Consider the following 26,959-nt stretch of genomic DNA (forward strand, 5'->3'; position numbering starts at 1 on the left):
TTATTCTCCTGCAATCGCTATCGAGGACGCGGATTGACGCTCCTTCAGCGCCGCGATGGGCAGCCCGGGTGGAAACAGTCTCTCGGCAATGCGCAGATCCGCGACGCTGTCTATTTCGTACCATCTCAATCCGTCACATCGGGCGGCCGCAAGTTGAAGTCCTCGCTTTTCGATGAGCTGAGCAAGCAATTCCTCGGTATACGCCTTGACCGCTCCGGAGCCGACCAAATCATCGAGCATGGGGATGATGGTCGACCGCAACGTAACACCTGAGAAGCGAAGCAAATTCATGGTCTTGAAGAGCGGAGGTGCGCCGCTTGCCGTGAGGCTTTCACCGGTCTGTTTCATCCTTATCTCGGCGATGAAGCCATCGTCCGACAGGACCGCAGCCGAGCCCTCCATCGAGCTCTCGAAGGGGGCGACCGCGGCTACATTGTCGATAGTTCCCATCGTCAATCGTTGTAGCGCGTCGAGTTCAAAAAAGACGTCTCCTTCCAGGAGGTAGGTGTCTCCCTTAAGAAGGGTCTCACGCGCCAACCAAAGGGAATAGGCGCTTCCGGTACGATCAAAGACCGCGGATTCGACGTAGTCGATCTGAAGTCCGCCAAAACGGCTGCCACAGGCATATTGAATGGCATCCTTGCGATAGCCCACAACGATCGTAACATCCGTCACGCCGACATCTTCCAAATTGCGCAGCGTGTTGTGAAGAATAGGAATGCCATTGACTTCCACAAGCGGCTTGGGACGGAGATCTGTAAGGGGTCTCAGTCGCTTGCCAAAGCCGGCGGCGAGTATGACGGCTCTTTTGGGACTGCTTAAGATAGTCATGACGGTAGACCTTTTCGTTCCTGCGCGTTTCGACGCGAATTGGCTATTCCCAGGCATTCAGGATTTCAACGACGCCGCTAAGGCCAGCCTTGAGCCTGTCCGGAGGAATTCCATATGACAGCCTTAGCCCCATTGGGTCGCCGAAAGCCGTTCCTGAAACGCCGGCCACTCCGGCATGGATGAGCAGCGTGTTGACGATGTCGTCCGCATTGGCCCCAGACGTCAGCAGGGCCGATAGATCGAGATAGAAATAAAATCCGCCATCTGCGGCTGGTGGCGGTACACGTTGGAGCAAAGAGAGTATCTGCAGGCCATGTTGCCTTGCGCTGGCGAGCTGTGAGCGCAGTTTGCCTTCGTAGCTGCCATCCCCGTTTCGCAAGTGCCCCAGTATCGCATGCTGTGCAATGACATTCGCATTTGAAGTCGTGTGCGATTGTAAGGCTTTAACAGCTGAAACAACGTCTTTGGGTCCGGCCAGATAACCTATGCGCCATCCAGTCAAGGCAAGGGACTTGGAGAAGGCGTTGACGATAATCGTTCGAGAGCGAACTTCCGGAACAAGCGACACGATCGGATGATGGCGGTGTGTTCCATGGGTAAAGTCAGAATAGCATTCGTCGAAAATAATCCAGAGATTGCGACTGATCGCCAAATCTGCAAGTTCGATGAGTGTCTTGACGTCGTAGACCGCGCCGGTCGGATTATTGGGCGTATTAATGATGATCGCCCGTGTCCGATCGGTCGTTGCGGCCTTTATCGCGGCCAAGGATGGCACGAAGGCCGTCTTCCGCGTGTCGACAAATACGGGGTTTCCGCCTGCAATAAGCACCTGCGCCGGGAAAGTCGTCCAATAGGGTGCCGGGATGATGATCTCATCTCCGGGATTGAGGAGTACCATCGCGGCATTGAATAAAGCCTGCTTAGCACCCGTCGTTACAGCGATCTCTTCGCTCTTCCAGATTTGCCCGGTTTCGAGTGCCACTTTGCGCGCGATGGCCTCACGCAGTTCCGTCATGCCAATTGTGTCTGTATAGCGATTGATACCTCTTTCAATCGCGTCGATCGCGGCATCACGGATGGTTGGGGCTAGGTCGCTCCAAATTTCTCCCGCCGTCAGATCGATGACTTCCTTTCCGGCATCGGCTGCAGACTTTGCCGCAGCCCTTGCAGCCGCAGTGCCCGAAGAACCAAACAAACTTGTCCGTTGCGCCAACATATGTGCCCTCCACAATGTCGTCTTGATGGGATCGCTTCTGCTTTTCCTGTGACTTAGGTCCCTTGCCGCGGCAGATAGCGCTCTTCCGCGTTGGCGAGTTCGTCGTAATCAATCAGGTTGAATAGTTCGTCGAGGCCAGCAACTTGTCCTTCGATGCCAGCGATACTCTCCTCCGCTTGAATGCGGGCGCAGATGTCGCGCATCCCGGCAACGGCCGCCCGCATCGTGTGGTTGGCCCAGATGACAGTTGAAATGCCTGCTTTGCGATAGGCGGAGACGGGGGTTTTGTAGTACTTCGTCGGCACGATCACGACGGGAAGCTTGTTGTCCCATTCCTTGGCAAAGGCGAGGATTTCGTCAGCAACTGCCTTGCGGGAATGGATGAGGATAGCGTCGGCGCCGGCTTTGGCGTAGGCGTGCGCTCTTATCAGTGCTTCATCAAGACCGTGCCCGGCAATCAGGGCCTCGATGCGGGCGACGAGGACGAAGTCAGGCCCCGTCGTATCCTTTACGGCTTGCAGCCGACCGCTGAATTCGTCGATGTCGGCCAGCGGATGCCTGTCGCCGACGAAAGAGTTCATCTTCGGGAAGCCCTTGTCCTCAAGGCAAATCCCTGCCGCCCCGCGCTGTTCAAGTTTCCTTGAAACGATGCGCGCATTGTTGAAGTTGCCAAAGCCGCTGTCACCGTCGACGAGGACGGGAATGTTGGTGGCATCGACCATGCGTTCGACAACGTCAACGACCTGGCTCCAGCTTGCTTCGTTGGCATCCCGATAACCGAGCGCCGAGGAGATGGAAAGGCCGGAGGCCCAGAGCCCTTTGAAGCCGGCGCGTTCGGCGATCGCTGCCGAAAGGCCGTCATGCGCTTCCATGAGAAACGTCAGATCGTTGGAACGAATGAGTTCGCGAAGGGTTGTCGGTAATGGGGCTACCGATAGAGCTTCGGCGTGTGTCGGATATGCAATCGCCTTGTTCATTGTCATGCCTCCTTCATAAAACTCAGGTTGATTGTGTTTATGAGGAAAGGCAAGGTATATCTCGAATATATCTGAGATATACTTTCGAAAACCCGATATCGTGGAAGTTTAATTATGAAAAACAATGGGATTGTAGGGTATATCTCGATATATTCCAAACATATTCCTTCGGAGCCGTCAGTAGTGGGCGATGGAAGGGAAGCCAAGCGCCAAAAATCTTTAAGATTGCGGATTAGAGGAGGGCGGTCGCTGTCTTGTGCTGGTCAGCTGCGTTGCGACTTAACGGTGTGCACTGGAAAATACTCCTTGAAACGGCTGGGACATCAGCGCGATAACAAGATCACCCCTTCAACGCCTTAACATCGAGGGAGAAGATGGCGGCCCAAATTGTTTCGATCGGGGGTATACGCGCCTTCCTTGCGAAAGGGTCTCATCAGGCTGAAGCCTTGCGAGCTTTGCGTGACGATTTCGAATGCGCTTTCGCTATATTTCGTCATGCGGTGCAAAAGGACTTGTCATCCTTTACTTTTTCGGGCCTTCAACTGCCTACCATCTTCGACAACAGACTACCGGAAGCACCGGTTCCCTGCGGCGATGCGTTTGCAGTCGAGATGGCGATCCTTCAAGAGCATCTGCACGACCGTATAACTCTGCTTGCCCAAAACCGGCAGATGCTACGCGAGATCTGGGCATTTAATGAACGGACCCGCTGGTTTCGCCATGTAGAGGTAAAGTCGCCGGAAACTGCCGGCAAAGTCGTCGACGAACTCGCAGATTTGATTGCTGTCCTTCGTTCAAAGGAGGTTCATCAGGTTCTGGCCGTCCTTGCACGATGCGAAGAGCGCCGTGTCGCCTTGATCGAAACTTTGGTCCGGCAAGCGGCTGCTCTCGAACGCCCGAACGAGAGATAAAATACGACTAATTGACAAAACTACGGTTTTTCGGACTTCCCAGCTTGCACAGCGTGCGATATTTTCTCGCCCTGCCTTTGACGGGTATTTTTAAAGCCAGAAGCTTGCAGTCATCGATTTCGCAGCCATGTGCGATGGTCGCGAGTAACGGCTTGTGCCGCTCGGGGCGGCTTCGCCTTTGGAGGGAGCAATGTTTGGCAACGAAGTGAATTTCGTCGATGAGCGGTCATTGGCCGATCGCTTCAAGACCGCGCAGATCTACCGTCGCCTTAAGGAGCTTCTTCTGTTCCAGAAAATCCCTCCGCGCACCAAACTTGACATCGGGGCGCTTGCTCATCGCCTTAACGTAAGCAAGACGCCGGTTCGTGAGGCCCTGATCATGCTCGCCGAAGAACGGATCATCCAAGTCTTGCCCGGAAGCGGCTATTTTTCGAAGCCGCTGAGAGCAGCGGAGATCGCGGAAGATTATGAAATCGCCTTCGCCGTACTCAAGCACGTGATCAGCGCGCATATAGAATCCTTTGCCAGCGCCAGCCTCCCAAGACCGACCTCGGCGTCAAACGCCGCGCAGGATATTGCTCGCAATGTGCGATCCTATGTGGATTTCATTGAAGCGCTTTTGGAACGTATCGTATCCATAGGCGGCAACGAATTGTCTTTGCAGATGATTCGTTCCTTCAATGGCCGGACGACCTATATCAGACAACTGGACCTTCAACAGCCTGCACGCTTCGCGCAGATTGCAAGTTCGGTCGGAGAGCTAGTTGAGCGCCTGGAACAGGCGGATGCGGCCGGCGCCATCGATAGGCTCGAACGGCTTTACAAAGATAAAATCGCCCTTCTTCATCACCTCGTGGCGGAAGGAAATCGCCACGCCATGGGCGCTGGTGGCCAATGGGAAGACTTTGTGCACTAGGGGCGCTAACCGCCAATTGGGACACTAAGTCGATCCAGGAAAAGACATCCCGTCAAGGAGGCGGATGTTGCAACTCAACATATTGCCGGTCAGACGCTTCACTTCGGTAACCTGAATAGGGCCGACCTCCGCGGTATGGCGCACATGGAGGCCGGCACTCGGCCTCACGTTGAATTCACCAATCCTCAAGGCGCGTATACGTCCATTCGAGCCTGGCCAGATGACGGGATAAAAGGCTGTCACTTGATCCTGGGGTGGCCGAGGAATCCAGATTGATTGGAGCGGAAGATTAGCATCGACGAGCCGGTTGACCAGCCGCTCAAGCTCGCCGGAGTGCATTCCCGTGTCGTCGACTTTGAAAGTCAACCCACCCCAGCCGGTTCCGACGGCCGTTTGAACGACAGGATAGGGAAGGGCCACGGCAACAAGATAAAGCGCGGTATGGAGACGCATGGCCGCATAGCGTGGTAACCAATCTATTTTGACGGTCAACTTGTCTCCTGCAGTAAGGTCTTCGATAGTCTGTTCACAGACATGTTCTAGGACGTCTGCCTTCGTGTGGTGCCATTGGCTGTTCTCGATACGAAAGTGTCCCCCGTTTGCAAGCAAAAGCTCGCCACTGTCTGAAGGTGAAGTTCCAATGGCGGGGCAAAATACGGTACGATCGAAAATGACACGATTGGCCTGTTGCGATACAACCATTGCTTCAGTTTCGATCTTATAGGGATCGTTCAAAAACTCCAGAAATGTCGACATGACCGCTCCGAATTGGTCGTCCATGCTTCCGCGGGCACGTACGTCAAGATAAGCGTGAAGTGCCATTAAATCACTGAAATATTTGTCATAATCAAATGGATATTTACAGAGTTGTTGGATTGGTTTTCTATTATCCGGCTTATCTTGTTCGAACTTGCGGTTGTCCGGCCGAATGAGTTGTCGAGCTTTACATGATGTCGCCTGAGCCGTGCATCCTCGAACAAAGCAATTCATGGTTCCATGTCTTATCCACACCAAGTTTGACATTGATGTCATGTTCCAGATGTAGGTTGCGCTTCGTCACTCATCTGGCGATGCGAGCAATTGTATAGCCGAGCAATCTTTGCTGTGGCTGTTTGTTTGCGCCACAAGTGACCTGATCGTCAAACGTCTGGCCGACTTGCATTAGAGGCCGAGATATTTTGGCCCTGCCATGTCAGCCACCAGAAGCTGTAAACAGCGTAGTGACGTGAATTAAGCTCACACTGCTGATCAAGTGAGCGATTGATCGCCGGAAACGCCGCCCGAAGCGGTCAGCCGGTGCTGCAGTAATATCTTCTTGCTTTGTCGCACAACTTTGAAGATCGCTGTCATGTCGAACCATTGGACATTACCCGGCAATCCTATTTTTCCGGTCCACACCCTCGAGGAAACATACTATTTTTTGGCCGAGTTGGAGGCCTGCACGACCCAGGGCGAACTGGCGGATGCTGTTGTCCGATATGTACAGCGGTTTGGCGCGACGAATGTGCTGGTTGGTACCATGCCGAAAATCGGCGCCACGAAACGTCAGCAGATAGGCCATGTTTTGATTAACGCCTGGCCCAATGATTGGTCGGCTCGTTATTTCTCACAAAACTATTTGTTCAAGGATCCCACCATTGCGCTGGTTCGCGAAGGGCTTGAAAGCTTTTTCTGGAGCGACGACGAGGTTGTGAAGGCTCGTGTTGGCGCGTTGGTAATGGGCGAGGCCAAGGAGTTCGGTCTTGAACAGGGTTTTACAATGACGTTGCCCAGTCTGGGACATGAACATGTCGGCTTCTCGATCGCTGGTGAACGCCTTGACCTCTCACCCGAGAGCAGAAGGAATCTGGCACTCGTCGCGAGCTTCGCTATCTATAGAGCGCTTCGGATACGCCGGACTCAACAAAACAGCACCATTTTTAGCCTTACAAGGCGAGAGCGAGAAGTTCTTCAACTGGCGGCCGAAGGCTGGAAAGAACGCCAAATCGCCGCGCGCCTCGGGATCACCGATCACGCCATTGACAAATATATGCGTTCTTGCCGCGAAAAGCTTGGCTCGCGCAACACCAATCACGCCATCGCCGTCGCCCTGCGGGGTGGGTTAATTTCGTAAGGTACGCTTTTCCGTACCTGTCGTCGCCGATGGACAGTCCGATGATCATCCTGCCAATAGGAGGATTATCGCTATGCTTCATATTATTACAGGCAACAACATCCACGAGTACGAAGATGAAATGGATCAGGCATTCCGCCTTCGTCATCGCGTATTCGTCAAGGAGCGCGGATGGGAGGACCTAGCACGTCCCGATGGGCGCGAGATCGATCAATTCGACACCGTCGATGCGGTGCATATGCTGTTCATCGACGAAGGCGAAGTTCTGGGATATCAGCGAATGCTGTCATCAACCAAGCCACACCTTCTTTCCGAAGTGTTGCCTCAGCTCTGCGAACAAGAAAGGCCGGTTGGTCGACACATATGGGAATGGACACGTTATTGCGTCGAGCCTGCCCACAGAGAGCATGGCCGGGCGTTGAGCACAGTTTCCAATGCACTCCTGTCGGGTTTTGTGGAGTGGGGTCTGGAAAACGGTGTCGATACCGTAATTATCGAAATGCAGCCGCTTTGGATCCTTCGTCTGCTGCAGCTCCATTTTAAGGTCAGCGCGCTCGGTTTGCCGCAACCAATCTCTGGCGAGGACGTCGTCGCTGTGACCGCGGCTTTCGATCATCGTACACTGGCAAAACTCTGCTCTTTGAAGGCAGAGCGAAGCCGGCGAGCCGCCTAGTGCAAAAGTAAAGTCCCAACTTCGCCGGTCTCCCTTTTTTATTGTCTGCCCGGGTATCACAAGCTTGGCCTTCCAGCACGATGCCGGAGTTCGTGTTGGCTGGCCGACTGCGGAAGGGGACTGTGCTTCGGAGCCTTTCTCCTAGCAACCGGTACGCATAGCGTCGCAGGGCAAACGAGACGGCCGAAGATTTCTGCCATGGCTTTTCGGGGGAAGTGGTTGGCACGCTCAGAATAATTCAACGGGCGAAATCCGGTGACTTCATAATCATTGAGAAAAGCGTAATATATGATGTTCTGTTTTCTGATTATGCGAGCTCAACATGAAGACGGACATTTCCTCGCTTACTGCCGAACCTAAACCCGCTTATATGCTGGAAGAAGCGACGGTTCTTATCGCTGCCATGGAGTCTGCACAGACCGAAGCCGATATCCTACGGCAAGTGCTTGCCTATATTGCGCGGTTCGGGGCAACAAACGTGCTTGCGGGGACAATGCCGCCAACCGGTCAGACCAGGAGACAGCAAGTCGGCCACGTTCTCCTCAATGCATGGCCTAATGATTGGATCTCTCGATATTTCGAAAATGACTATCTGAGTCACGATCCGACCATACGAATGGTCAGGGAGCAACATGCGCCGTTTTTCTGGCGCGATATCGAGGGACAGCGAGGGCAGAGCGCACAGGCACGCGAGGTTATGGGCGAGGCCAAGGAATTCGGCTTGCGGGAGGGCTTTACGATTGCATTGCGAACATTTGATGGAATTGCCGTCGGCTTTTCCATCGGTGGAGACCACATCGAGATAAGGGAGCAAGAGCGCAGTGGGCTTCAACTACTGGCAACTATTGCTCTTGATCGCGCCCTTCAGCTAAGGGAACTGGATGAACTTCCCTTGTTGAAGGGTGTCACATCACGGGAAAGACGTGCGCTGCAATTGGCTGCGGATGGACTTAGAGATCACGAGGTCGCCATAAGAATGGGCATTTCGCATCATGGTGCGGAAAAACATCTGCGGTCGGTGCGCGATAAGCTTGAAGCGAAGAATACTACCAACGCCATAGCGATCGCCATTCGGCTCGGCCTCATTCGATGAAATCGACCTAAGTTGTTCCAATCTCTCCCATGACTGTTCTTTTGCGTCACGATTTCAGCCGGATTCGCATTCTGTTGTGACCTTGTTGATTGCCACCGAGAACAAACCCCTATTTCCATTTAGCGCTGATGTCGTTTGGCAGTTAACTGTGAGATTGCTGCCGTTGTTTTCCCATTTGGCACTTAATTCGAGATTCTGCCGGTCTAGAATCTCAAATTAAGTGCAACTGTGACGATCCAAGCGACTGACGCGAACAGTCTAAAATCTCTTCTATAGCGCTGTCGAACCGGACCTTGTTCTCACCCATCATATGGCCACTTAGCATGCGAAGCATTTCGGGCCCGGCATGCTGGACAATGGCGACACCTGCCAAGAGGGCAGGGTGCTTATTTGTGTCGCGATTTCACCCAGTTTTGCATTTCGCCAACACCCTCTAACGATATCGATATAGCAAATTCGTCAATGGGTTCACGAAGATTGAATGGATCAACGTCAAGTGAAAATAAGGGTCAGAACGTCGTGAAACTCGACAAACCAACCTTCAAAACGTGGATGATGCCCGAAATTATCCGGCGGTCATCCACCCGCCGCGCACCTGACTGGTTCTTGGGTAAGTGCGGCTCCATTGTTGCCCACTCGTCGTCCGACAGCCAAAACAAAGCCATATCGTTTCTCCAGCTCAATGCCTGGCAGTGAATCAGGAAAGATGATGTCCATCAATAGGTTGATTGGGTTTTGACCCTAGAAAGAGGATCAGATAGAACAAGCGTGGATCGCGGGTCGTGTAGATCCGCCGGTTTGGCTATTTATTTGATTTATCAAGCGCGGGCGCAGAACATTTTGCCGTATCCCTCGAGTAAAGAGGCGTCGAATGACTTGCTGGTTGTAATATTTACCCACTATGTTACAACTTAGCGAAGGGCTTCTACTTGTTTTAAACTGTAATCGTTTCCGCCGCCCCACTCATTGCGTCGAGTGAGAGCCGGATAACGTATGGCTATTTGAGAGGGTGGGCATGCGCACGATATTTATCGGTTTCCTGTTGGTCATTTTGGCCGGGTGCAATGCGGCGAGCAATCGCGTTTCTTCACTCCAGTTCGGGGAAACGCATGTCCTGGCGACAACTGGGAACCTCCGTCTCGTTACCGATCGCAAACGCTTGCAGCCCAATGGCCTGGTACAGAATACGATCTGTACCGAGCCCAGTCCCGACTACGCGATTGCATTCGGATCCAACGCCGCCTTGAGCGGCAGCGGCACGGGGGCGGATGGGGTGAAGAGAGATTTCTCGGCAAGTTATGCCAGCACGGAACAGGCAACAGCGCTTGCCGGACGGACGGCTGGTGTTCTCGCCCTTCGCGACGGGCTTTATGCTGCTTGCCAGAGCTACGCGAACGGCGTCATCGGCCACGACGCCTATGCCATGATCCTTAGCCAATATGGCGATCTTCTTGTTGCGCTTGCCGGCAACAGTTCGGCCGACGGCGGCGGCGCCACGGCGCAGACGACCGCAAGCACGGAAGCGTCGGGCAAGGGCACGACGGACGCAACAAAGGCGGCCTCACCGCAGAAGCTGACCACGACAACGCGTGTGAACGGCTCGGCTGTGGCCGACCCCATGAAGAAATCGACGCTTGCGGCACTCCTTGTCGCCTGCATTAGCGAAAACGACCCGACGCGCTATCGTGTCGGCCCCGAGATGCCTCGCAATCGCCTTCTGAGCGAGCGTTTCTGTCAGCAGGTTATAGCCGGCGCCCTGAAACTCGCCACGTCGACGAGCGGTCGCGGATGACGAAAGCGCGATAGTCTCTCCTCACGTTCAGGTCACGTTCATGACGGAATCCGCCTCACACCAGCCTCGAGCCAGTCATGCGAAGACAATCGCCTTCGCTGACGTACTCAGTCATGAGTTGGGCACTCTCCGCGCCCCGGATTCGCCCACGCGGCCAATCATAGGCGCAGCGCTGAGTGGCGGCGGTATTCGCAGCGCCGCCTTCAGCCTTGGCCTGCTGCAAGCGCTCGGCGCGCGCGATCTTTTCAGGAAGATCGACTACCTGTCCACGGTCTCCGGTGGTGGCTATACCGGCTCCTCCCTGGTCGCCGCCATGACCCGCAACAACGGCGCCTTTCCCTTCGGGGATCCCAACACCAATTCGGCGCTCGCCAGCGCCACGGATATTTCCGATAACGAGATGGTTCGAGGGCTGCGCAATCGGTGCCGCTATCTGATGCCGAACGGCGCATTCGATCTCGTGATATCGCTCTCGATCATCGCTCGAGGGCTGATGGTGAATGTGGTCTTTGTGCTGTTTTTCGTCTTGCTGGCCGCCATTGCCACGCTGGCGATCTATCCAGACATCTCCAGTCTTCCGGCGCCTGACGCCACCAAGATGTTTGCCGGATATTTCAGGCTCACGAAAATCGCGCTGCCGTTGCTTGGCGGGTGGCTCGTGATCTGGGCTCTCTGGCGTTCGATCATGCCGCTTGGCGCGAAAAGCCAGCGTCGCTCGGACCCGGGTTCTCTATCCGCTCGGTTTACGGCCATCGTCCTGGTTTTGGTTGCCGCCATCGCGGCTGCCGAACTGCAAGTCCTGATACTTTACAAGCTGTCGAGCGTAAGCACTGGTTCTTCCGGGGGAGGCGCATTCGATCACGTCTGGGCCTGGCTGAGCAGGACGGCGACCGCCTTGATGGTTGGCACAGGAGCATTTGCTGTCTTTTGGCGCTGGCTCGTCGGGTTTCTCCGTGATGCCTCCAAGGACAGTACCTACGGCGCCATGATCAAAACCGCGATCGGAAAGGCTGTGCTGTTCGTGCTCGCGGCAGCCCTGCCGGCTTTGATCTACATCTGCTACCTGATGCTGACCCAAGTGCAGTTGAAGCAACGCGCCACACCGCTCGTGGCGTGTATATCGGATCTTCAGATTTTCAGAATGATCGTCGCCTTTGCGACCTTTCTCGTCCTGCTTGTCTGGTGGAATTGGAACTTCGGACCGCCACAGAACAGTCTCTGCGATGGCGGCTGGTGGAGATCACTCGGTAGGCGCGACAATCCGAAGGAACCAATCTGGCGGGTCGTTGCCGTCATCGTATCGTCGTTGGCGGTAATTGGCACGACCACCCACTATGCCGACACAATGATCGACGACTATTCGCAGTACCTGGGACACAATCAAGTCCTTCCGCTTTATGTGTTGACCGCACTGTTTTGCGCCTGTCTGCTCGGATTGTTTTCCGCCAATGCCAACTCCCTGAACAGGCTCTATCGTGATCGGTTGGATGAAGCCTTTGAGCTCGGCCGCTTGCAACGCTACCACGGCGGAGAGCACGAGGCTGTGCGGACCGGCCAGACGCTGAAGCTTTCCGAGCTCAATCGATCAGGATCCGAGGGAGGGCGCTTTCGCCCCTATCCGATCATAAACACGGCGATGAACATGGAAGGATCGACTATACAGGGGCATCGCAGCGCCGACTTCTTCATGTTCACGCCCGATTATGTCGGTAGCCGGTGCACGGGTTACGTTGCGACGAAAGACTATGAAAAACCGGGCGGCGAGCCAAGGATCGATCTCGCAACAGCAACTGCGATCTCGGGCGCGGCTGTCTCATCGCTAATGGGGAGGGCGGGCGTTCCGATCCTCGGGCCGACCCTGGCGCTCCTGAATATCCGGTTGGGATACTGGGCGCACAATCCCCGGTTTGTCGCGCCGGAAAGACAAAAGAGCCGCATCCGCGACTGGAAGATTTTCTATCTCCTTGCCGAAATTTTCGGCCGGCCGAGCGAGAACAGCAATCAGATCTACCTGACGGATGGCGGACACATCGAAAATACGGGGGTCTACGAGCTTCTCAAGCGCAGATGCGAGCTAATCATCGTTGCCGACGCAGAGGCCGACCCGGCAATGTCCTTTGCATCGCTGGTCGATGTTGAACGCTTCGCTAGGATCGACCTCGGGGTTCGCTTCGACCTGCCGTTCCAGGCAATGGCGGATAGCGCCATCGGCAGGAAAGTTGCTGTGAAAGCCGGGATCAGACCCACGCCGGCTTGCGGGGAATGGAACCATGGCGCCATCGGTCGCATTTTCTATCCGGACGGAAAGGTAGGCTACATCCTCTATGTCAAGGCAGCTATGACCGGAGACGAGCCGAGCTATGTACTCGATTATGAGCGGCGCTACCCGCGTTTCCCGCACGAGCCGACCAGCGATCAGTTCTTTACCGAGGAGCAATTCGAGGCCTACCGCGCGCTCGGCTTTCATTCGCTCTGTTCGATGCTTGATAATCTGGATGGAACCGAACGCGCCGCAACCGTTCTGCAGGAGATTCTCCGCCGGCTGACGGACCCTGTCGAGCCGAAGATCCACGCCTGACCATTGCGCAAATCCGTGTGGCGTTGCCTGTCGATGGATACTTGCCCAATCGAGACAACCCGAATTCCGATCGTCAGCGTCGGGTGATTGGTCGCAAGCGTCAACCACAGGAATGCAATTGATCTGGCGTTGTAATGAATGCTTTTGATCTCTCGCAATAACTGTGCTAGCAATAGAAAGGCTGCGATAGTAGCTTTCGGCGCACTTTCAGTATTGATGATTTGCGCCTCAGATTTGACAATTCGTATTGCTGGGCGTTTTGGATGGGGGCGTCTTAAAACACAGCAAGGCACGCGATAATCGTTCGTCTTCGAGCAAGTGCATACGGGGCATTACTAAAATTGGCTGACGATGTTCGCTGCGGGCTCCCGGAGCGATGCGGTGGGTGTTTGTGCCCAGCGTTCAATATCGTTTTCCGGTTCGTTTCGGGGCCTTGGGGGCATGGCGCCATCTGAAGCTGGCGCAGTCAAAAGATCATCATCGCAGTTCATTGCCAAATTCGCCTCATGTCCAGGTTGCAATAATAGCTAGGGGAACGCATGACATATCTGGTCTTTGTCCATGGCGTGGCGACGCGCGACAGCGCCGAGTACCGGGCGGCCGTGAAAAATCGAACGAAACTGATCGAGGACGTTCTTTTTGCGGGGCAAACGGTGACCGTCACCTCGCCTCTCTGGGGCGATCTCGTCCCGGTCATCAATCCGGACGTCTATAGGACAGACGCAGGAGGTATCTCAGCGTTCCGCATCGGGGGTGAGAATTTTGCCGACGATACTGACGATAGTGGTGGCGAGGCATCCGTTTCCGCAATCGGCAAGCAGTCAGCGGTCGGCGCCCTTGATGCGATCTTCGCACAATTGGTGGATGAGGCCTCGCAAAATGGCGAAACATTGAAGCCTGAGGATGTCCAGGCGTTCGCACAAGCGGTTAAGCAGATTGCCGACAACACCGCTCAAGCCTCGCTTAAGGATACCGTCGACGACGCTGATCTCGCTCGCCGACTTTCGGCGCCCGGCGCGGCATTTAGTGTCACCGGCTCCATTCGAGATGCAATCGCGGCGGTGACCAACCGTATCAAGCACTCGGTGTCCACGATAGGTTTCGATGCCGTCCGAGGACGGTTGACCCCGGCTGTCGGACTGTTTTTCGGCGATGTCTTCGCATATCTCCACAATGGCGAGGCGCGGGAGGAAATCCGGACAAGGGTTCGCAACGCGCTGATTGCGGCGCATACGGCTGCGAAGGCGGAAAAGCGGCCGCTTGTGCTGATCGGGCACAGCCTCGGGGGAGTGATCCTTACGGATATGCTCCTGAACCCGGTGGACGCAAAATTGCCGGCGGACATCGAAATAGCATCCCTGATAACAATCGGATCTCAGCCGGGCTTCTTTGGAACCCTTAATCTCCTTTCGCGCGACGCGCCGAAAGGCGGGAGGCTTTCGAAGCCTGCCTGCGTCAAGGACTGGATGAACGTGTTTGATCCGATCGACCCATTCGCCTTCAGGTCGGATGTAATCTTTGAGGATGTGAGGGACCTCATGTTCGACACCGCCGCGGGATTGATGGAGACGCACTCGGCCTATTTCTCGCGACCGCAATTTTATGCGCGGGCACGCAAAAGGCTGAAAGAGCTCGGAATTATCTAGGGTTTGCCATGACACTCATCTTCGAAGACGACACCATACAAGGTAGCCGCACGCATGCTTTCGTGATCGGCGTCGGCGACTATCCGCACGCCAAGCCGACGAAGGGCCAGCTAAAGGAGCTGCGAGACGTTACGGATCTTCCAAGTGCTGCCGATAGCGCAAAGTTCGTATGCGAATGGCTGAAGCTGAATACCAGTCGGCTTGCGGCCCCGCTCGCGTCGATCGAGGTATTAATTTCCGACCCTACCAATCTTGGTGCCGCCGGCAATCGTTTCCAATGGAGCCCGGGGAAACCTGTTGCTCGAGCAAGCGAAGCCAACATTATCAAGGCCGGTGGCGCTTGGTGGAACAGACTTTCGGTCAGGCCTGGGGATACCGCGCTATTTTACTGCTGTGGTCACGGCGCCATGTACGCGACACAGCCTGTCCTCTTTCTGGAAGATTTGAACCGGTCAGCCGCCAACCCCTGGAGCCACTTGGGGTTGGGTTCCCTGGCCCAATCGCTCCGTCGCAACCCGGATATCGGGTCGGCATTCCTGTTTGCCGATGCGTGTGGCGAATTTCTCTCCAAGTTCGAGCTTGGATTGGCATTGGAGTGCCGCTTCTTCCCGCCGCCACTGCCATTCCGCGCTCCACGAAACAACGTCGCTCTGATCTGCGCGGCATCCGAGACGAGTTTCGCCTACGATGGGGAAAATCTCATCTCTGCGGATTTCGGTCTGGCGGCCGGCAATGAGGTACGGTTCGGTCGGTTTACCCAAGTCCTGATCAAGGCGCTGGGCGGCGCCTCGGCGCGCCGGGTTGAAAATCAATGGACCGTCGATCCGACTTCTCTTCTGGTGGATCTCCATAAGATCAGGCGAATCTTCTTCGACCGATGGGTCGAGCGTTCCTTCGAACACACGGCATATGTGATGCCGAACGACGTCTATCCGATTGCAACGTTCAATGGCAATTTCGAGCTTCCCATCGTCATCATCACCGATCCGGTCGAGAGAATGCGCGATTGTGACCTCTATGTGAGTGAGCAGGAGAACCTGGATCTGCCGTGGCTAAGAAACCGGGCGGCGGGCGATGAGGGCGCCTGGCTAGTCACCGTTCCGGCAACCCGGCGCTCGCTCTATGCAATCGCGCAGCGCGAGGGTCAAAAATACTCGACCGTGTTTACCCCTGAGCCCCTGCTCAAACAATTGGTGGGCGTCCAATGAAGACGAGCCTGCATTTTGAGGCACCTGCCGATCTTTCCGTTGGGCGCGTGCGCATCAGTGATCCGCAAAAGGTTATCGCCGACTGGATAGCGACGCCGGAGCTGCACAGTTTTTTGGCCGATGATCTCGCTCCTGGCGTTTATTCCGCCGAGATTTCGCCGGCGGGCCTTGCTCCCCAAGCAGTGCTCTTCGAGGTTAAGGAAGGGCAGGCCAATACGGTGTCGCTGCCAACATTCATGGCGCTGGCTTCCGGGGGAGGCAACACCAGCTTCTATGATACGACGACCCAACGCGCAACGGCGCAAGTCCCGATGACGGAATTGCTCTCGTCGGCGGGGATCATCGATGAGTTCAAGCTCTCGCCGTCCGAGACACGAAGCTTTGAGCCGCTGCGTCTCGCCACTGCACCCAGGCGGATATCGGTAGCGTTGTCACAGGAAGCGCCTGGCAGCAGGGAATCCTATGGCCCCTACCAAGGAAGCCATCGCCTCGAACTGGCGGTAAACGCGCTTAGAATAGAACTGCATCGATCGGAGCAAGGGTTCAAGCCTCGCGAGCGCGTGAGATTGTCATCGTCAATCGAGTCGGATCGCATAGAGCGATGCCTCGTGCCGATGTATCTTGGCGGAACGACCATTGAGATGACTCCTTCTCATCTGTTCACCTCGGATATTACCATCCAGATCATGCCCGTTGATATCCGTTTGCGTGCCATGGTTCGGGCTCTGGCGGCAGGAACCGTTGCCGAAGCGAAAGCGGTCAAGGCATCCGTCGAATCGAAGGATGCTGCCTCGATCGTTCCGCCTGCTCCATCTGACGACCCTTGGGCCGCAATGGTCTATGGACTGCTGACACTTCGGTTTCCGGAGGTATTTCCTCTCTTGGAGGACACGTGGACAAGGGACTTGCTGCTCCACGCCGGTTGGGCATTCGATGCTCACATCGTCCGCGCGTGCTGTATTCTGAGGTCAGCCACCGAGTATCACGATGATCAGGTCGCCGCCGCGGTCGCAGCCGCAAAACACCTCGAAATGGCCCAGGTTGCAGGGGCGCCCTACTATTCCTACAGCAATGAGCTTTTTGGAGAAATGATTGGAGGTTTGTCCGAATCGCCAGGCAAAGTAGAGGCTCCATTCCTTCCTGAAGCCTCGCGAGATCTGATTATCAGAATGCTGCAGCGCTGGAATCGCGAGTTCGCATTGCAGCGCGGTGCGGGAGTTGCGTTTTCATGGCTGCGTCGGGATCTAAAGGCGTTGAAAGAGAACGGAAGTTTGGTTCCCAATCGAAGATCAACCGGCGTGTTGAGAGCCCGGGATACGACTGTCATATTTCAAGGGACGTTGTCTGCAGGCAGCATTACCCTGGGCAACGCGGCGGTTGCCGCTCCTGAGGATTCGCAGGCTTCGGATGAAGCGAGCCTTCCCGTTCACGGGAGTTCGTTTACGGAAAAGCTCGATTATCCGGCACTCCATCGTGAACCAGGGCCATTTGACGATCCAAACTCCGGGCGTTTCGGTGGGCAGTCTGAACACGATGGCTTTCGCCTCAGCGCCTCCTTCGGGCCTCCGAGGAAACGACGAGATTGGGTGTCGGTTACCTTGGAGATACTTGCCGACCAGAGTGTCGGCGTCGAGCTTGGGACTGAGGCTTGGTTCTTTCTCCACCCCACATTCTCACCTTCGCGTGTAAAAGTGGTTTTCAGAGGGAACCGCGCAGCACTTTCCGTGGAAGCGTGGGGTGGTTTTACCGTAGGGGTCTGGATACCGAGCGCGAAGGTCGAGTTGGAAAGCGACCTCGCGCAACTTAGTTACGCGCCGCGCATCATACAGGAGAGATAATTAGTTTTCATTCGTATTAGCGGCCCCGAGCTCATGTGCTGCCGTGAATTCAGAGCGGCCGTTTGCTCGCACGATGCATGCGGGGAAGGCGGCTTTCCGTCGGAGGATCTACAAATGGCGTCAACTGACAACGATTTATGGTAGAAATTATATTTTATATGCGCTTGGGCGCCAGTCAATACAACAGATCAAATACTCCGCAGGCCTAAGCTTTCGATCATTCAATGATGCCAGAACAAACGAATTCTCAAGCGCATTCTGAATAACAATCAAGCGGTCTGGATTGAGTGTGTATTAATACATGCCGCCAAGTTCAATAATTGTGATCCTCAATGATAGCAACGCTGGTGCAGATCGCCGGATGGTATTGACAAGCGAATCATCTATTCATCAACATTTCATGCAAAATGTCTTCTGATGTAGAGATACTTGTTGCGCGCAGAGTTTGTGATAGTCTTTCGTCTCAAAACTGAGGAGTTGGCCCATGAATGCCCATCAAGCCATATCCCAATTCTTGGCGGAGTTCTGTCCGAGCCCGACGAGTCTCGAAGCATTTTTTCTCAATGCTGCGAGGCGGGTTTTGAACCTGAGAGACGGCCAGCTACTCTGCCGCAAGGGTGATGAAGCCGATGAAATGTGGCTTATATTGAAGGGGCAGGTCCGGGTTGAAGACCGCGGTCTGATCGCCGTACGGAGCGTCGGCGAGATCGTTGGCGAGGTTGCTTTCGTAAGAGTTGCGCCAAAGCTACGACTGCGCGGTGCGGATATGGTGGCGCTCGGGGAGCTGACCGCGTTGCGCATAGACGCTTCGCTGCTTGAGGAAATGGACCAGGCCCAACGCCTAGTTTGGAAAGATACGTTGCTTGCTGTATTGGCAGGCAAACTTGACCAGGCTCAAGGGCAGCGTGCTGATCTTAACTCGTCTTCCTCGGTGATGCGTGATGTCATGCAGCATTTCGTGTGCGCAGAAGCCTTTAGCGCCGCGTGGGCGGCGATCACGGATCAGGGTTTCTCCCGGATCGATCCGGAGGTTTGCCAAGCCATCGTGTGGTTCAGTGACATAGCAGGGTTTTCGTCTTACGCCGCAGACCTTGGCCCGGCCGAGGTCGGTGGTATCGTTCGCGAAATAATGGATGTGCAAACAGCAATCGTTGCCAGCGCTGGCGGTCAGGTCGACAAATACATGGGCGATGGACTTATGTGCTTCTGGCGAGTTCCCGACGATGTCAGATTGAAGCGCTTTGTCCCGCGAGCCGTCACCGCCGCGCTTGAAGCTGGCTCGACCCTCGGGGGATTGATCAAGGAACGCGGACTGCCGCTTGACGTCCGGATAGGCATGCATATCGGCAAGGTGACGGTAGGAGATTTTGGCGGAGCCAATCGTGTCGCATTTACCCTGATTGGAGAAACCGTCAACACCGCCAGCCGCTACGAACAAGCCCGCACGGCAACCGATGGGCTTCCTCTTGGACGGGTAAGAATAAGTGATGCGCTTTTTGAGGCGCTGCCAGACGACCTACGCTCGAATTTTGACAATTCCGCAAGGCAAATTGCGGACAAGCACTCGTTTACCTATGGTGTGCGCTCGTCTCTCGACAGGGCAGCGGTCGCTACTTAATCATCTCAGACACATCGAGTGCGAAACCCGATTTTTGGGGTTTGGCGCCGTTTTCCTTGCCGAGATAACTCTTTCTTGCAAACTTCGCGACGATCTCTGGGCGTATCTGTTTGGACAGGTGCTGAAAAAATCCGTTTGACACGAACACCGATCTGACGTCTGCCTCCGCACATAGCCTGGCGGCTGTCACAACACTTTCACCGATCGCCTGAACATTGTTGCGTGCAGCAGTCCATACGGCGCTGCCGGAATGCAAACCGACTGCGCCCCCCAAATTGTTGATCCAATCATCTAGTTCGCTTTGAAACGCCTCACAGATCTCACTCGCCCCTCGAACCATCTGGACGGCAGCATCGAACGCTCTTTTTTCCGCAGGCTCGACATCGAGCGGACCGAAATCGACGAAGTGGCCAACCACGCCGTCTCCCGTTTCCTTGTCGAAGAAGCCGCCATTTGCGAAGATCGCATCCCGAGCGTTGTCAACAATGCTCTCAATGAAGGGTGAGTATTTTCCGATATCCCGGACGGACTGCATCGCGAGCGTTGATTTCCTTAGATCGAAAACCAGTGAGCACGTCCGCAGCTCACTAAACGATAGCTCCTGGTTTGAAAATCTTATGCAACGCTGCCAAGGCCACAAAAACAGATCTTGTTTCTCCAGGGGCCAAAAGGACTTGGGCTCCAAATGCATGGCACAAAGAGAACCAATGGACGATCCGATCCGATCGAAGATGTAGGTAATGGGAACGGCGGTCCAGATCGGACTCCTGTAGTGGAAATAATCATAATGGAAACTCAAGCAATCGTTCCTCGCGACATCGGTAACCGGAGAGACCCTGACGCCGCGCTTGTCCTCTCGTGGATGCGTATACAGGCATACGAAGGATAGCTCGCCGAACGTTTTCCAATGCAACTCGAAGACCAGCCTGACGTCGTCATCGTCAGATCGAAGCGTCTGACTCCAATCCTTGCCATGCAATTGCGTGACCGTTGCCCAGGAAGGATCCTTCTCGGCTGCGCCGGCGAGGCTCAGCCCAAATTCAAGATAATCACGTAACTTACCAAAATCATTGCCGTTTCGATGAGATATCGCTTTGAAATCCTTGTGCCAGAAATACAGGCACTTGCTGCCCTTCGGCGTCTTGTGAAAGCCAAACACAGCGACAGCGTTGAAACCGAAACTTACATCCTTGATCGGATCGCGCAGGTATAGCTGCCGAACCAATTTGCTTGACGCTTCAAGTTGCAGAAACCTGCGCCAATCGACGATCGTGGCTGTTTCCGCGCTCGGATAAGCAGATGAGACAGATCTAAACATTGGCGTAATATTCGAGAACCTTGCTCAGGAGGTACGCAGCCAAGTCTTCGGGTGACGACTTAGTGAGTTCCCTCGGGATAGCGCCGGCCTTGATGCGACTGGCGTTGCCGGGATACGCCGAGTAAATGATGACGTCGTCGATGCGCTCGTACAGGCCCTGGATTGATCGGTAAGTCTCTTCGATATTGCTGACCAACTTGTTCGCGGCAGGTTCCTCACGCCAAGCATCGAGTACAAAGACTCGGCGGCTGTATAAGAGCTTGGAAAGCACTGCGTTCATTTTGTCGATCGAGGTGAGTACGTAGCGCACAGGTGGAAGATCGGCACTATCAAGTGCAAGCGTATATACTCGCATCTGATCTTCCTCGTCGAGCGATTTGCGCAAGATATGCCCTCCCGGCAAGGCCGCAATATGTTCACGGAGAGCTAGGTACAAATCATGGACGAGAGGTGCCATATCCATGTACTGATCCTCAAAGTGAAGGATCGAAAGACCGCTGGAGAGACCATCATTCGGCATTTTGGGCCACCGTACCTGTCCTGTATGGCATCTGAAAAAAGAATGTATTTCTTGAGTTGATTGGTTCCAGCGGGTCGATAACCGTTTCGAAATCGAGCTTGCATGTCGGAGAGTGCGCCTGAAGTATCTTGTTGGTAACTGGAAGACCCCAACCAGTTCCATGACGTTGGTTCAGGTGATCGAGCTGCCTGGCTCTGAATCTTGTCTTAATGAGTATGTCCTTGTCTCGTACGCGGATTGGATTGCCGTGGCTTGTAATGCGGAAGGTGTAACTATACTCCTTGAAATCAATCTCCCACGTAACTTCCCGGCCGATCGCGCTGTACTTGATTGCGTTATCGACGAGATTCATCATGGCGATCCGTAAGAGCTCTTCGTCACCGTTCATGATCGATGGTTGGGCGCCCCGGACCTTGGCGCGGACGGTTAACCTGCGCTGCTCGCGCTCATAGTTTAGAACCTTGAACGTATCCTCAACGATGCTGATGATGTTTATTCCCTTTCGGTTCAGGGATTTCGCGTTGATGTCATCGATAATAAATCTTCCCGCCTCCATGAACTTGCTGGCGCGAGCCATGTTGATCACGCCTAGATCAACGAAGCGCGGAAAGTCAGGATCCTTGCGTACTTCCGCCCAGAGCTTTTCGTCGCGTGCCGATGCGCGCCAAGTCGACTGTATGCTCGACAGCGCCTTGAGCGCCGCCGAAACATGATGAACCAGCACGTGGCGAACTTGGGTTATGTATGCGGCGCGCTCTAGCAGAAACGCGCTTCGCTTGTGCCTTACATGCAATTCGGTGAAAAAGTGAATAAGGCCGCGCAACGCCCCGACCGATACGTGCTCGTTGTCGCACCTGACCACGAAAATCCTGGTCTCATTCAGATGGCTTGAGAAATGAAATTCGAGCCTGAAATAACCCTCTGCGCTGTCTACCCCGATGAAAACCCCGTCCGGTGCTTCGCCGCCATGTTTTTCATAGAGAGCTCCGAGGTAACTCTTTTGAATGCGCGCGATATAGTCTGCCGGGAGAATCGATACGTCATACTCGGGATCCGCCCGCGCGAATACTTCGTCGCGTTCGCTCAAAACGCGTAGCACGCCTACCGAGGAAAATCCACGATCGAAGCCGCTAATGATCTCTCGCAATTGCTTGAAAAAGGGGAACACGCTGTCGCCGGCTTGCAACAACACCTTTATCGTCCAGTTTGTCTTGCTTTGGTACTCAGCGGCGGCGAGAGCGGACTGCACTGAAAAGAAGACACGGTTGCATAGCCGCCTATCAGCTTCACTGAACGTACCCTGGAGGTATCGTGATTGCTTCCGTCCGTAGAAGACGATGGCCTTCTGAGTGTATTGATCTTGCTTAAATCCATCGACAAAGTCTGCCGCATTGATAAAGCTTTGCGATTTTAGCTTGATCGAAGGGCGATGGATGGGAACGAATAACGCGCCGCCTTTCTTTCCATAGTCTGGCTCGATGACCTTGACGAGTTCAGCTGCCACGAACTCGCCGGGTTGGCTAAATTCGATAATTCTGCCTTGAGCGTCTATATCTTGCCACTGATTGGTTGCGTCTCGTTCGCAAATGACAAAACGCTCGCAGTTGATTTGTGTCCCGACGGTGGTCGCTATCCCGTTCAAGAGCTCCGCTTCTTCAAGCTGTTGTGTCTGAGCGATCTGTTGTGCGGTTCGTGTGGCCTCTATCACCCGGATGAATCGCCCAACCTCAAGTTGCTGACACAGCAGATTGGCCGCTACGGCGAGTTGGGAAGGGGCTTTGGACTGGCCTGCGTGAAAGACGATCCCGACAAATGTCTCTGCTCGCCCGGTGACTGGTTGCGTATAAGCCAGCACGTTCCATCTTGCGTCTACCAGCGCGCCCTGGGCCTTGTCAGCCAGCCTTATTCCGATCTCATGGAAATAGTCGACCGGAACCTTAGCGAGCGCCTCGTATGGGAAGTCGAATGATATTCCCCGCAGCTCTTCTTCGTCTAACCCGATCGCATAGGCAACTGAGAGCTTGGTCTTGGCGCCGAAATCATCGGTCAGCAGAAGCAATGCGACGTCAGCGCCAATGTTTGAAGCAAACTGTGCCAAGGCTGAGAGCCGACTTTCAGACAAGGTCTCGATAATATTGTTTTCAAGCATCTCGCCATCTCTTCCTCAATCCCCGAGATGATATTGGAGCCTTGCGCCATTTCAAGTGGAAATGGTAAAATTAGATTTGAATTTCGCCCGAAGTTTTGCGCTCTTGTAAATCGTCGTATGCACACTCCACGAATATACTTCGATTGCGGGAATATAGCTGTCGTTCGACACTTAACCATTCCGTGCTTAAATGCATCTTTTTATTTCATAGCAGCACTACTGCTCTCGGCTCCAAATCCGTCATTCCATCGAATTCGATGCCAGACATTGAGGAGTTTCAGACGCATGGGCTTTTTTACAATAGGCCATTGGTTCGAATCCTATCAAGAGCAGAATGATTGCGCCAGCTGGATCCACGTTGATCTTCAAGCACTGGACTTACCGGCCTCCGATCTGTTGACGAACCACCGCTACCATAGGTCGGGTCGAGTGGATGTGTGGTCAAGGTAACAGATACGGGGAGTGTTGAGTCTCAAAGTCGGTGCCTCAATCATTAATTTTAAAATAATGTGAGAACGGTAGCATGTGACGTTTCCGCTGACAGTCCGCAGGCAACCAACTCGGACGAGGGCAATGTTGATCGGAGTATAAGTGTCGAGAAATACCACTGTCGTTACAAGAGCTTGGCATCTTGAAGACATCAGGACCGAGCTCGATCATCGGACCCAAGTCACCCCCGCGATGCTGCATTCGATCAACAAGGACGGTTTCCTGATCTCGGTGAGTGACGCGTGGCTTAGCAAGCTCGGTTATAGTCGGGAAGAAGTCATTGGCAAACGCTCGTCCGAGTTTCTAACCGCTGAATCGCGCGCATACGCTGTGAGGGAGGTCCTGCCGGCCTTTTTTCTGTCCGGGCGCAGCGACAACATTGAATATCAAATGGTCTGCAAGGACGGACAAATCATCGATGTTTTGCTGTCGGCTGTGTTGGATAGAATGCCTGGCGAAGCAGGCGGGGTGTCGCTGGCGGTTATTACGGATGTGACCGCGCTCAAGGCCGCGAAGCGTCAGTTGGCTCTCAGCGAGGAGCGTTACAGGGATCTCGTGGAATACCAGACGGAGCTGGTATCGCTGGCGAGCCCCGAGGGCGAGCTGCGGTTTGTAAATCATGCTTACGCACATCACTATGGGCGTGAACCCAATGACATGGTTGGGAAAAGTCTGTTCGATTTCATTCCCGCTAGTGAGCGCGCCGAGGTAGAGGAACATCTGCGCCAAGTATGTAACGTGGACTACAGCGTCGAAAATCAAAATCAGGTGCTGCTGCCCGATGGCCGCGTTCGGTGGATGGTGTGGACCAACAAGGCCTTGAGGGATTTGGATGGGTACGTGACAGCCATTCATTCGGTCGGCAAGGACATTCATGATCGAATCGTTGGCGAACAGAGGCTCAAGGAAAGCGAAGCTCGCTATCGGCTGCTCGCCGATCATGGAACCGACATGGTTTTCCAGCTAGATCGAGATCTCATATATCGATATGTCTCTCCCGCGTGTCGGGAAATCTTCGGGCGCGAACCGGAAGACTTGATCGGTGCGCAGCCGATGGCGTTTCTTCATTCCGAAGAGGTCGATCATCTGGAACTGGCCTTTCGGCAACTCCTCGAAGGACGGGCCGAGCGCAATTTATTGAGCTGTCGCTTCCGTCATCGTGAGGGATACTGGATTTGGGTTGAAGCGCAGCTGAAAGCACTCAAGGATCCTCATTCCAGCATGCCATCTGGCCTGATCGGAACGTTGCGGGATATTTCCGTCCGCAAAGTGATCGAAGAGCAACTTCATGATGCCAATCGTCGGCTGCAGGCCTTGGCGGACCAAGACGGTCTTACCGGCCTTTCCAACCGGCGGATGTTTGACGCCGCCTTTACACGGGAATTTGACCTCGCGTCGCAGGGTGAACACAACCTGGCTCTGCTCATGGTCGACGTAGATTGGTTTAAATCATTCAACGATGGCTATGGTCACCCTGCAGGCGATGAATGCTTGAGAAAGATTGGAGGCGCCATCAGAGCACAGGCGCGCTCGGGCGACGTCGTCGCGCGCTATGGCGGCGAAGAATTTGCCGTGCTCCTACCGAATGCCAGCCATGCGGAAGCGATAGAACTTGGCGAATCGATAAGGACGAGCGTCCTGAAGCTTACGATCGAGCATAAGGATAGTCCAAACCGGATCGTAACGGTGAGCGTCGGAGTGGCGTCCATGAGAGCAGAAGATGCCAACTGCGGAATGTTTCTTGGCAGGGCGGATGGTGCCCTCTATAGGGCCAAGGGCGATGGGCGCAATAGGGTCGTTGGAAAGCCTTAGCATTCTTGCCGGTATCCGATCGCGATGGCCAGCGGCTTTTGCGCTATGTGTTGTCGGCCACGGATGCTGCATGAAAGCTCCTCAGCATTCTAACCGCTACTTTCCAAGAAATTCAATGCATAATTGCATTGAATTTTAGAATGAAAGTATTGCGCAATATATCTTGGAATTTTCGTTGCAATTACGAAAATGATAATTTGCTTAAGAATAAATATTCGTAAAATTATCTATCGGCAGCGCAGTTCGTGCGTGCTATATTACTTCTATTTTGATTTGCCTTACGAAAGCAATTCTGGCGCCTGCCGCAAGAAAGGTCGAAAAATATGCCTGTTATTCGTCGCTAAAGGTAGAACGCGCGGCGACCGGGCAACGCTGTCTGTGCGCCTTCTGAAGCGGCAGGCGGCTTTTCGCCTGGCGTGCCGAAATGGAGGTTGCGATGCTGCGTCATAAATTGAGTATGCTCATGGCCTCGCGGAAGGGGTTTAGCGTCGAACCGGATATCCTGCAAAACGGGCAGGTGTCGCCGGCATATGTCGGTGTTCTCGATATGCCGCTCACGGCAGTGCAGATCAAGTTTGCCCAACAAGTGGTCGCAGAATTGCAACCAACGATCCGCAGCCTGTTTGCCTCGATACTGCGTGATCGCGTTGTGTGCATTGAAGCTGCACGCCGGATCGTTGAGCGGCTCATGTCAGAGACAAGCACCCGAACGTTGATCAACACAACACATCTGGAAGACATGGGCGAGGATACTGGTCATCATTCGCTTGTCGTCAGCGCCTTGATGATTGCGTTCGGCAGAAATCTCGGGCTGAGCGAGGAGACTGTACGGCTGCTCGGTTTGGGTGGACTGCTACACGATGTCGGAAAAATGGTCCTGCCAGTTCGCTTACTCCAAAAACCCAGCGAATTTTCGGTCGCGGAACTTATCGTGATCAGGACGCATCCTGAACTGGGCCATCAAATGATTGTGCAGATCGAAGGCGCCCCGAAAGCAGTGTTGGATATTTGTCTCCATCATCATGAGAGATACGATGGAACCGGTTATCCGCACGAGCTTGCCGGAAAAGACATCCCCCACGTTGCCCTGATCGCAGCGATCTGCGACGTGTATGCTGCGCTCACCGCGGCACGACCATATAAGCGTGCGTGGTCTCGTTCAGAAGCGATCGGCGCAATGCTTGGATCAAGAGGTCACTTTGATCCTGAGCTTCTGGCCTCATTCGTGAATCTCCTGACCGCGGATTGCGCGTCCGAATAG

General features: G+C 54.4%; 20 protein-coding genes and 1 pseudogene. 13 read left to right on the plus strand and 8 right to left on the minus strand.

Annotated elements, in window-relative coordinates; translation table 11 throughout:
• Genes ABOK31_RS33720 through aepX form a run of 3 tightly spaced genes read right to left on the minus strand, consistent with a single transcriptional unit; the run spans position 1 to position 3,024 of the window.
• A complete protein-coding gene (locus ABOK31_RS33720) occupies positions 1-831 on the minus strand; it encodes a phosphocholine cytidylyltransferase family protein (RefSeq protein ID WP_349963120.1) in 831 nt (276 codons plus the stop codon).
• 43 nt (positions 832-874) lie between these two features.
• Positions 875-2,047: an aminotransferase class I/II-fold pyridoxal phosphate-dependent enzyme gene (locus ABOK31_RS33725; RefSeq protein ID WP_349963109.1), complete on the minus strand. Its 1,173-nt coding sequence runs from the start codon at positions 2,045-2,047 to the stop codon at positions 875-877.
• A 53-nt stretch (positions 2,048-2,100) separates the two neighbouring features.
• On the minus strand, positions 2,101-3,024 hold the full coding sequence (aepX, locus tag ABOK31_RS33730; RefSeq protein ID WP_349963110.1) for a phosphoenolpyruvate mutase: 924 nt from the start codon (positions 3,022-3,024) through the stop codon (positions 2,101-2,103).
• 374 nt (positions 3,025-3,398) lie between these two features.
• Between aepX and ABOK31_RS33735 the strand changes: the two genes are divergently transcribed.
• Together ABOK31_RS33735 and ABOK31_RS33740 are read left to right on the plus strand one after the other, a co-directional pair.
• Entirely contained in the window at positions 3,399-3,935 is a 537-nt protein-coding gene (locus ABOK31_RS33735; RefSeq protein WP_349963111.1) for a hypothetical protein, read from the plus strand.
• A 190-nt stretch (positions 3,936-4,125) separates the two neighbouring features.
• The gene (locus ABOK31_RS33740) at positions 4,126-4,851 is read left to right on the plus strand and encodes a GntR family transcriptional regulator (RefSeq protein WP_349963112.1); all 726 of its coding nucleotides are present in this window, start codon (positions 4,126-4,128) and stop codon (positions 4,849-4,851) included.
• Between the two features lie 24 nt (positions 4,852-4,875).
• On the opposite strand, the gene ABOK31_RS33745 is transcribed toward ABOK31_RS33740, so the two are convergent.
• On the minus strand, positions 4,876-5,841 hold the full coding sequence (locus tag ABOK31_RS33745) for an alanyl-tRNA editing protein (RefSeq protein WP_349963113.1): 966 nt from the start codon (positions 5,839-5,841) through the stop codon (positions 4,876-4,878).
• A gap of 358 nt (positions 5,842-6,199) precedes the next feature.
• Here ABOK31_RS33745 and ABOK31_RS33750 point away from each other — a divergent pair, with 358 nt between their 5' ends.
• The 3 genes from ABOK31_RS33750 (at position 6,200) to ABOK31_RS33760 (ending at position 8,730) form a co-directional block, all read left to right on the plus strand.
• Positions 6,200-6,964, plus strand: a complete 765-nt coding sequence (locus tag ABOK31_RS33750) for a LuxR family transcriptional regulator (protein WP_349963114.1) — start codon at positions 6,200-6,202, stop codon at positions 6,962-6,964.
• Between the two features lie 73 nt (positions 6,965-7,037).
• Positions 7,038-7,637, plus strand: coding sequence for an acyl-homoserine-lactone synthase (locus ABOK31_RS33755; protein ID WP_349963115.1), 600 nt, complete (start codon positions 7,038-7,040; stop codon positions 7,635-7,637).
• A 322-nt stretch (positions 7,638-7,959) separates the two neighbouring features.
• A complete protein-coding gene (locus ABOK31_RS33760; protein ID WP_349963116.1) occupies positions 7,960-8,730 on the plus strand; it encodes an autoinducer binding domain-containing protein in 771 nt (256 codons plus the stop codon).
• A gap of 533 nt (positions 8,731-9,263) precedes the next feature.
• On the opposite strand, the pseudogene ABOK31_RS33765 reads toward ABOK31_RS33760, so the two are convergent.
• Positions 9,264-9,395: pseudogene (locus ABOK31_RS33765) on the minus strand (transposase); the annotation flags it as partial.
• A 350-nt stretch (positions 9,396-9,745) separates the two neighbouring features.
• Between ABOK31_RS33765 and ABOK31_RS33770 the strand changes: the two are divergent.
• The 6 genes from ABOK31_RS33770 to ABOK31_RS33795 all read left to right on the plus strand — a co-directional run bounded on the left by ABOK31_RS33770 (position 9,746) and on the right by ABOK31_RS33795 (position 19,410).
• On the plus strand, positions 9,746-10,522 hold the full coding sequence (locus tag ABOK31_RS33770) for a hypothetical protein (RefSeq protein WP_349963117.1): 777 nt from the start codon (positions 9,746-9,748) through the stop codon (positions 10,520-10,522).
• A 40-nt stretch (positions 10,523-10,562) separates the two neighbouring features.
• A complete protein-coding gene (locus tag ABOK31_RS33775; RefSeq protein WP_349962877.1) occupies positions 10,563-13,100 on the plus strand; it encodes a patatin-like phospholipase family protein in 2,538 nt (845 codons plus the stop codon).
• 539 nt (positions 13,101-13,639) lie between these two features.
• Positions 13,640-14,746 (plus strand): hypothetical protein, encoded by a 1,107-nt coding sequence (locus ABOK31_RS33780; protein ID WP_349962879.1) that lies wholly within the window; start codon positions 13,640-13,642, stop codon positions 14,744-14,746.
• 62 nt (positions 14,747-14,808) lie between these two features.
• Complete coding sequence (locus tag ABOK31_RS33785; RefSeq protein WP_349962880.1) at positions 14,809-15,954, plus strand: hypothetical protein; 1,146 nt, start codon at positions 14,809-14,811, stop codon at positions 15,952-15,954.
• Positions 15,951-17,792: a pYEATS domain-containing protein gene (locus tag ABOK31_RS33790; protein ID WP_349962882.1), complete on the plus strand. Its 1,842-nt coding sequence runs from the start codon at positions 15,951-15,953 to the stop codon at positions 17,790-17,792. Before ABOK31_RS33785 ends, ABOK31_RS33790 begins: the two co-directional genes overlap by 4 nt.
• Positions 17,793-18,276: 484 nt before the next feature.
• Entirely contained in the window at positions 18,277-19,410 is a 1,134-nt protein-coding gene (locus ABOK31_RS33795; protein WP_349962883.1) for an adenylate/guanylate cyclase domain-containing protein, read from the plus strand.
• Here the strand turns inward: ABOK31_RS33795 and ABOK31_RS33800 are convergent.
• Genes ABOK31_RS33800 through ABOK31_RS33810 form a run of 3 tightly spaced genes read right to left on the minus strand, consistent with a single transcriptional unit; the run spans position 19,403 to position 23,397 of the window.
• Positions 19,403-20,728, minus strand: a complete 1,326-nt coding sequence (locus ABOK31_RS33800; RefSeq protein WP_349962885.1) for a hypothetical protein — start codon at positions 20,726-20,728, stop codon at positions 19,403-19,405. The two genes, ABOK31_RS33795 and ABOK31_RS33800, sit on opposite strands and share 8 nt — an antisense overlap.
• Positions 20,721-21,191 carry a hypothetical protein gene (locus tag ABOK31_RS33805; protein WP_349962886.1) on the minus strand — a complete coding sequence of 157 codons (471 nt, stop codon included), beginning with the start codon at positions 21,189-21,191 and terminating at the stop codon, positions 20,721-20,723. The genes ABOK31_RS33800 and ABOK31_RS33805 overlap by 8 nt, the downstream gene beginning before the upstream one ends.
• Positions 21,192-21,237: 46 nt before the next feature.
• Complete coding sequence (locus ABOK31_RS33810; protein WP_349962887.1) at positions 21,238-23,397, minus strand: ATP-binding protein; 2,160 nt, start codon at positions 23,395-23,397, stop codon at positions 21,238-21,240.
• A gap of 591 nt (positions 23,398-23,988) precedes the next feature.
• Between ABOK31_RS33810 and ABOK31_RS33815 the strand changes: the two genes are divergently transcribed.
• Both ABOK31_RS33815 and ABOK31_RS33820 read left to right on the plus strand, forming a co-directional pair.
• Positions 23,989-25,698, plus strand: coding sequence for a diguanylate cyclase (locus ABOK31_RS33815; RefSeq protein WP_349962888.1), 1,710 nt, complete (start codon positions 23,989-23,991; stop codon positions 25,696-25,698).
• 436 nt (positions 25,699-26,134) lie between these two features.
• Complete coding sequence (locus ABOK31_RS33820) at positions 26,135-26,959, plus strand: HD domain-containing phosphohydrolase (RefSeq protein WP_349962890.1); 825 nt, start codon at positions 26,135-26,137, stop codon at positions 26,957-26,959.

Source organism: Rhizobium sp. ZPR4, from assembly GCF_040215725.1.
Taxonomy (GTDB): Bacteria; Pseudomonadota; Alphaproteobacteria; order Rhizobiales; family Rhizobiaceae; genus Rhizobium; species Rhizobium rhizogenes_D.

Coding starts and splice junctions, on each gene's coding strand:
- ABOK31_RS33720 (WP_349963120.1), bottom strand. CDS start 831: ATGACTATCTTAAGCAGTCCCAAAAGAGCCGTCATACTCGCCGCCGGC.
- ABOK31_RS33725 (WP_349963109.1), bottom strand. CDS start 2,047: ATGTTGGCGCAACGGACAAGTTTGTTTGGTTCTTCGGGCACTGCGGCT.
- aepX (WP_349963110.1), bottom strand. CDS start 3,024: ATGAACAAGGCGATTGCATATCCGACACACGCCGAAGCTCTATCGGTA.
- ABOK31_RS33735 (WP_349963111.1), top strand. CDS start 3,399: ATGGCGGCCCAAATTGTTTCGATCGGGGGTATACGCGCCTTCCTTGCG.
- ABOK31_RS33740 (WP_349963112.1), top strand. CDS start 4,126: ATGTTTGGCAACGAAGTGAATTTCGTCGATGAGCGGTCATTGGCCGAT.
- ABOK31_RS33745 (WP_349963113.1), bottom strand. CDS start 5,841: ATGAATTGCTTTGTTCGAGGATGCACGGCTCAGGCGACATCATGTAAA.
- ABOK31_RS33750 (WP_349963114.1), top strand. CDS start 6,200: ATGTCGAACCATTGGACATTACCCGGCAATCCTATTTTTCCGGTCCAC.
- ABOK31_RS33755 (WP_349963115.1), top strand. CDS start 7,038: ATGCTTCATATTATTACAGGCAACAACATCCACGAGTACGAAGATGAA.
- ABOK31_RS33760 (WP_349963116.1), top strand. CDS start 7,960: ATGAAGACGGACATTTCCTCGCTTACTGCCGAACCTAAACCCGCTTAT.
- ABOK31_RS33770 (WP_349963117.1), top strand. CDS start 9,746: ATGCGCACGATATTTATCGGTTTCCTGTTGGTCATTTTGGCCGGGTGC.
- ABOK31_RS33775 (WP_349962877.1), top strand. CDS start 10,563: ATGACGGAATCCGCCTCACACCAGCCTCGAGCCAGTCATGCGAAGACA.
- ABOK31_RS33780 (WP_349962879.1), top strand. CDS start 13,640: ATGACATATCTGGTCTTTGTCCATGGCGTGGCGACGCGCGACAGCGCC.
- ABOK31_RS33790 (WP_349962882.1), top strand. CDS start 15,951: ATGAAGACGAGCCTGCATTTTGAGGCACCTGCCGATCTTTCCGTTGGG.
- ABOK31_RS33795 (WP_349962883.1), top strand. CDS start 18,277: ATGAATGCCCATCAAGCCATATCCCAATTCTTGGCGGAGTTCTGTCCG.
- ABOK31_RS33800 (WP_349962885.1), bottom strand. CDS start 20,728: ATGTTTAGATCTGTCTCATCTGCTTATCCGAGCGCGGAAACAGCCACG.
- ABOK31_RS33805 (WP_349962886.1), bottom strand. CDS start 21,191: ATGGATATGGCACCTCTCGTCCATGATTTGTACCTAGCTCTCCGTGAA.
- ABOK31_RS33810 (WP_349962887.1), bottom strand. CDS start 23,397: ATGCTTGAAAACAATATTATCGAGACCTTGTCTGAAAGTCGGCTCTCA.
- ABOK31_RS33820 (WP_349962890.1), top strand. CDS start 26,135: ATGCTGCGTCATAAATTGAGTATGCTCATGGCCTCGCGGAAGGGGTTT.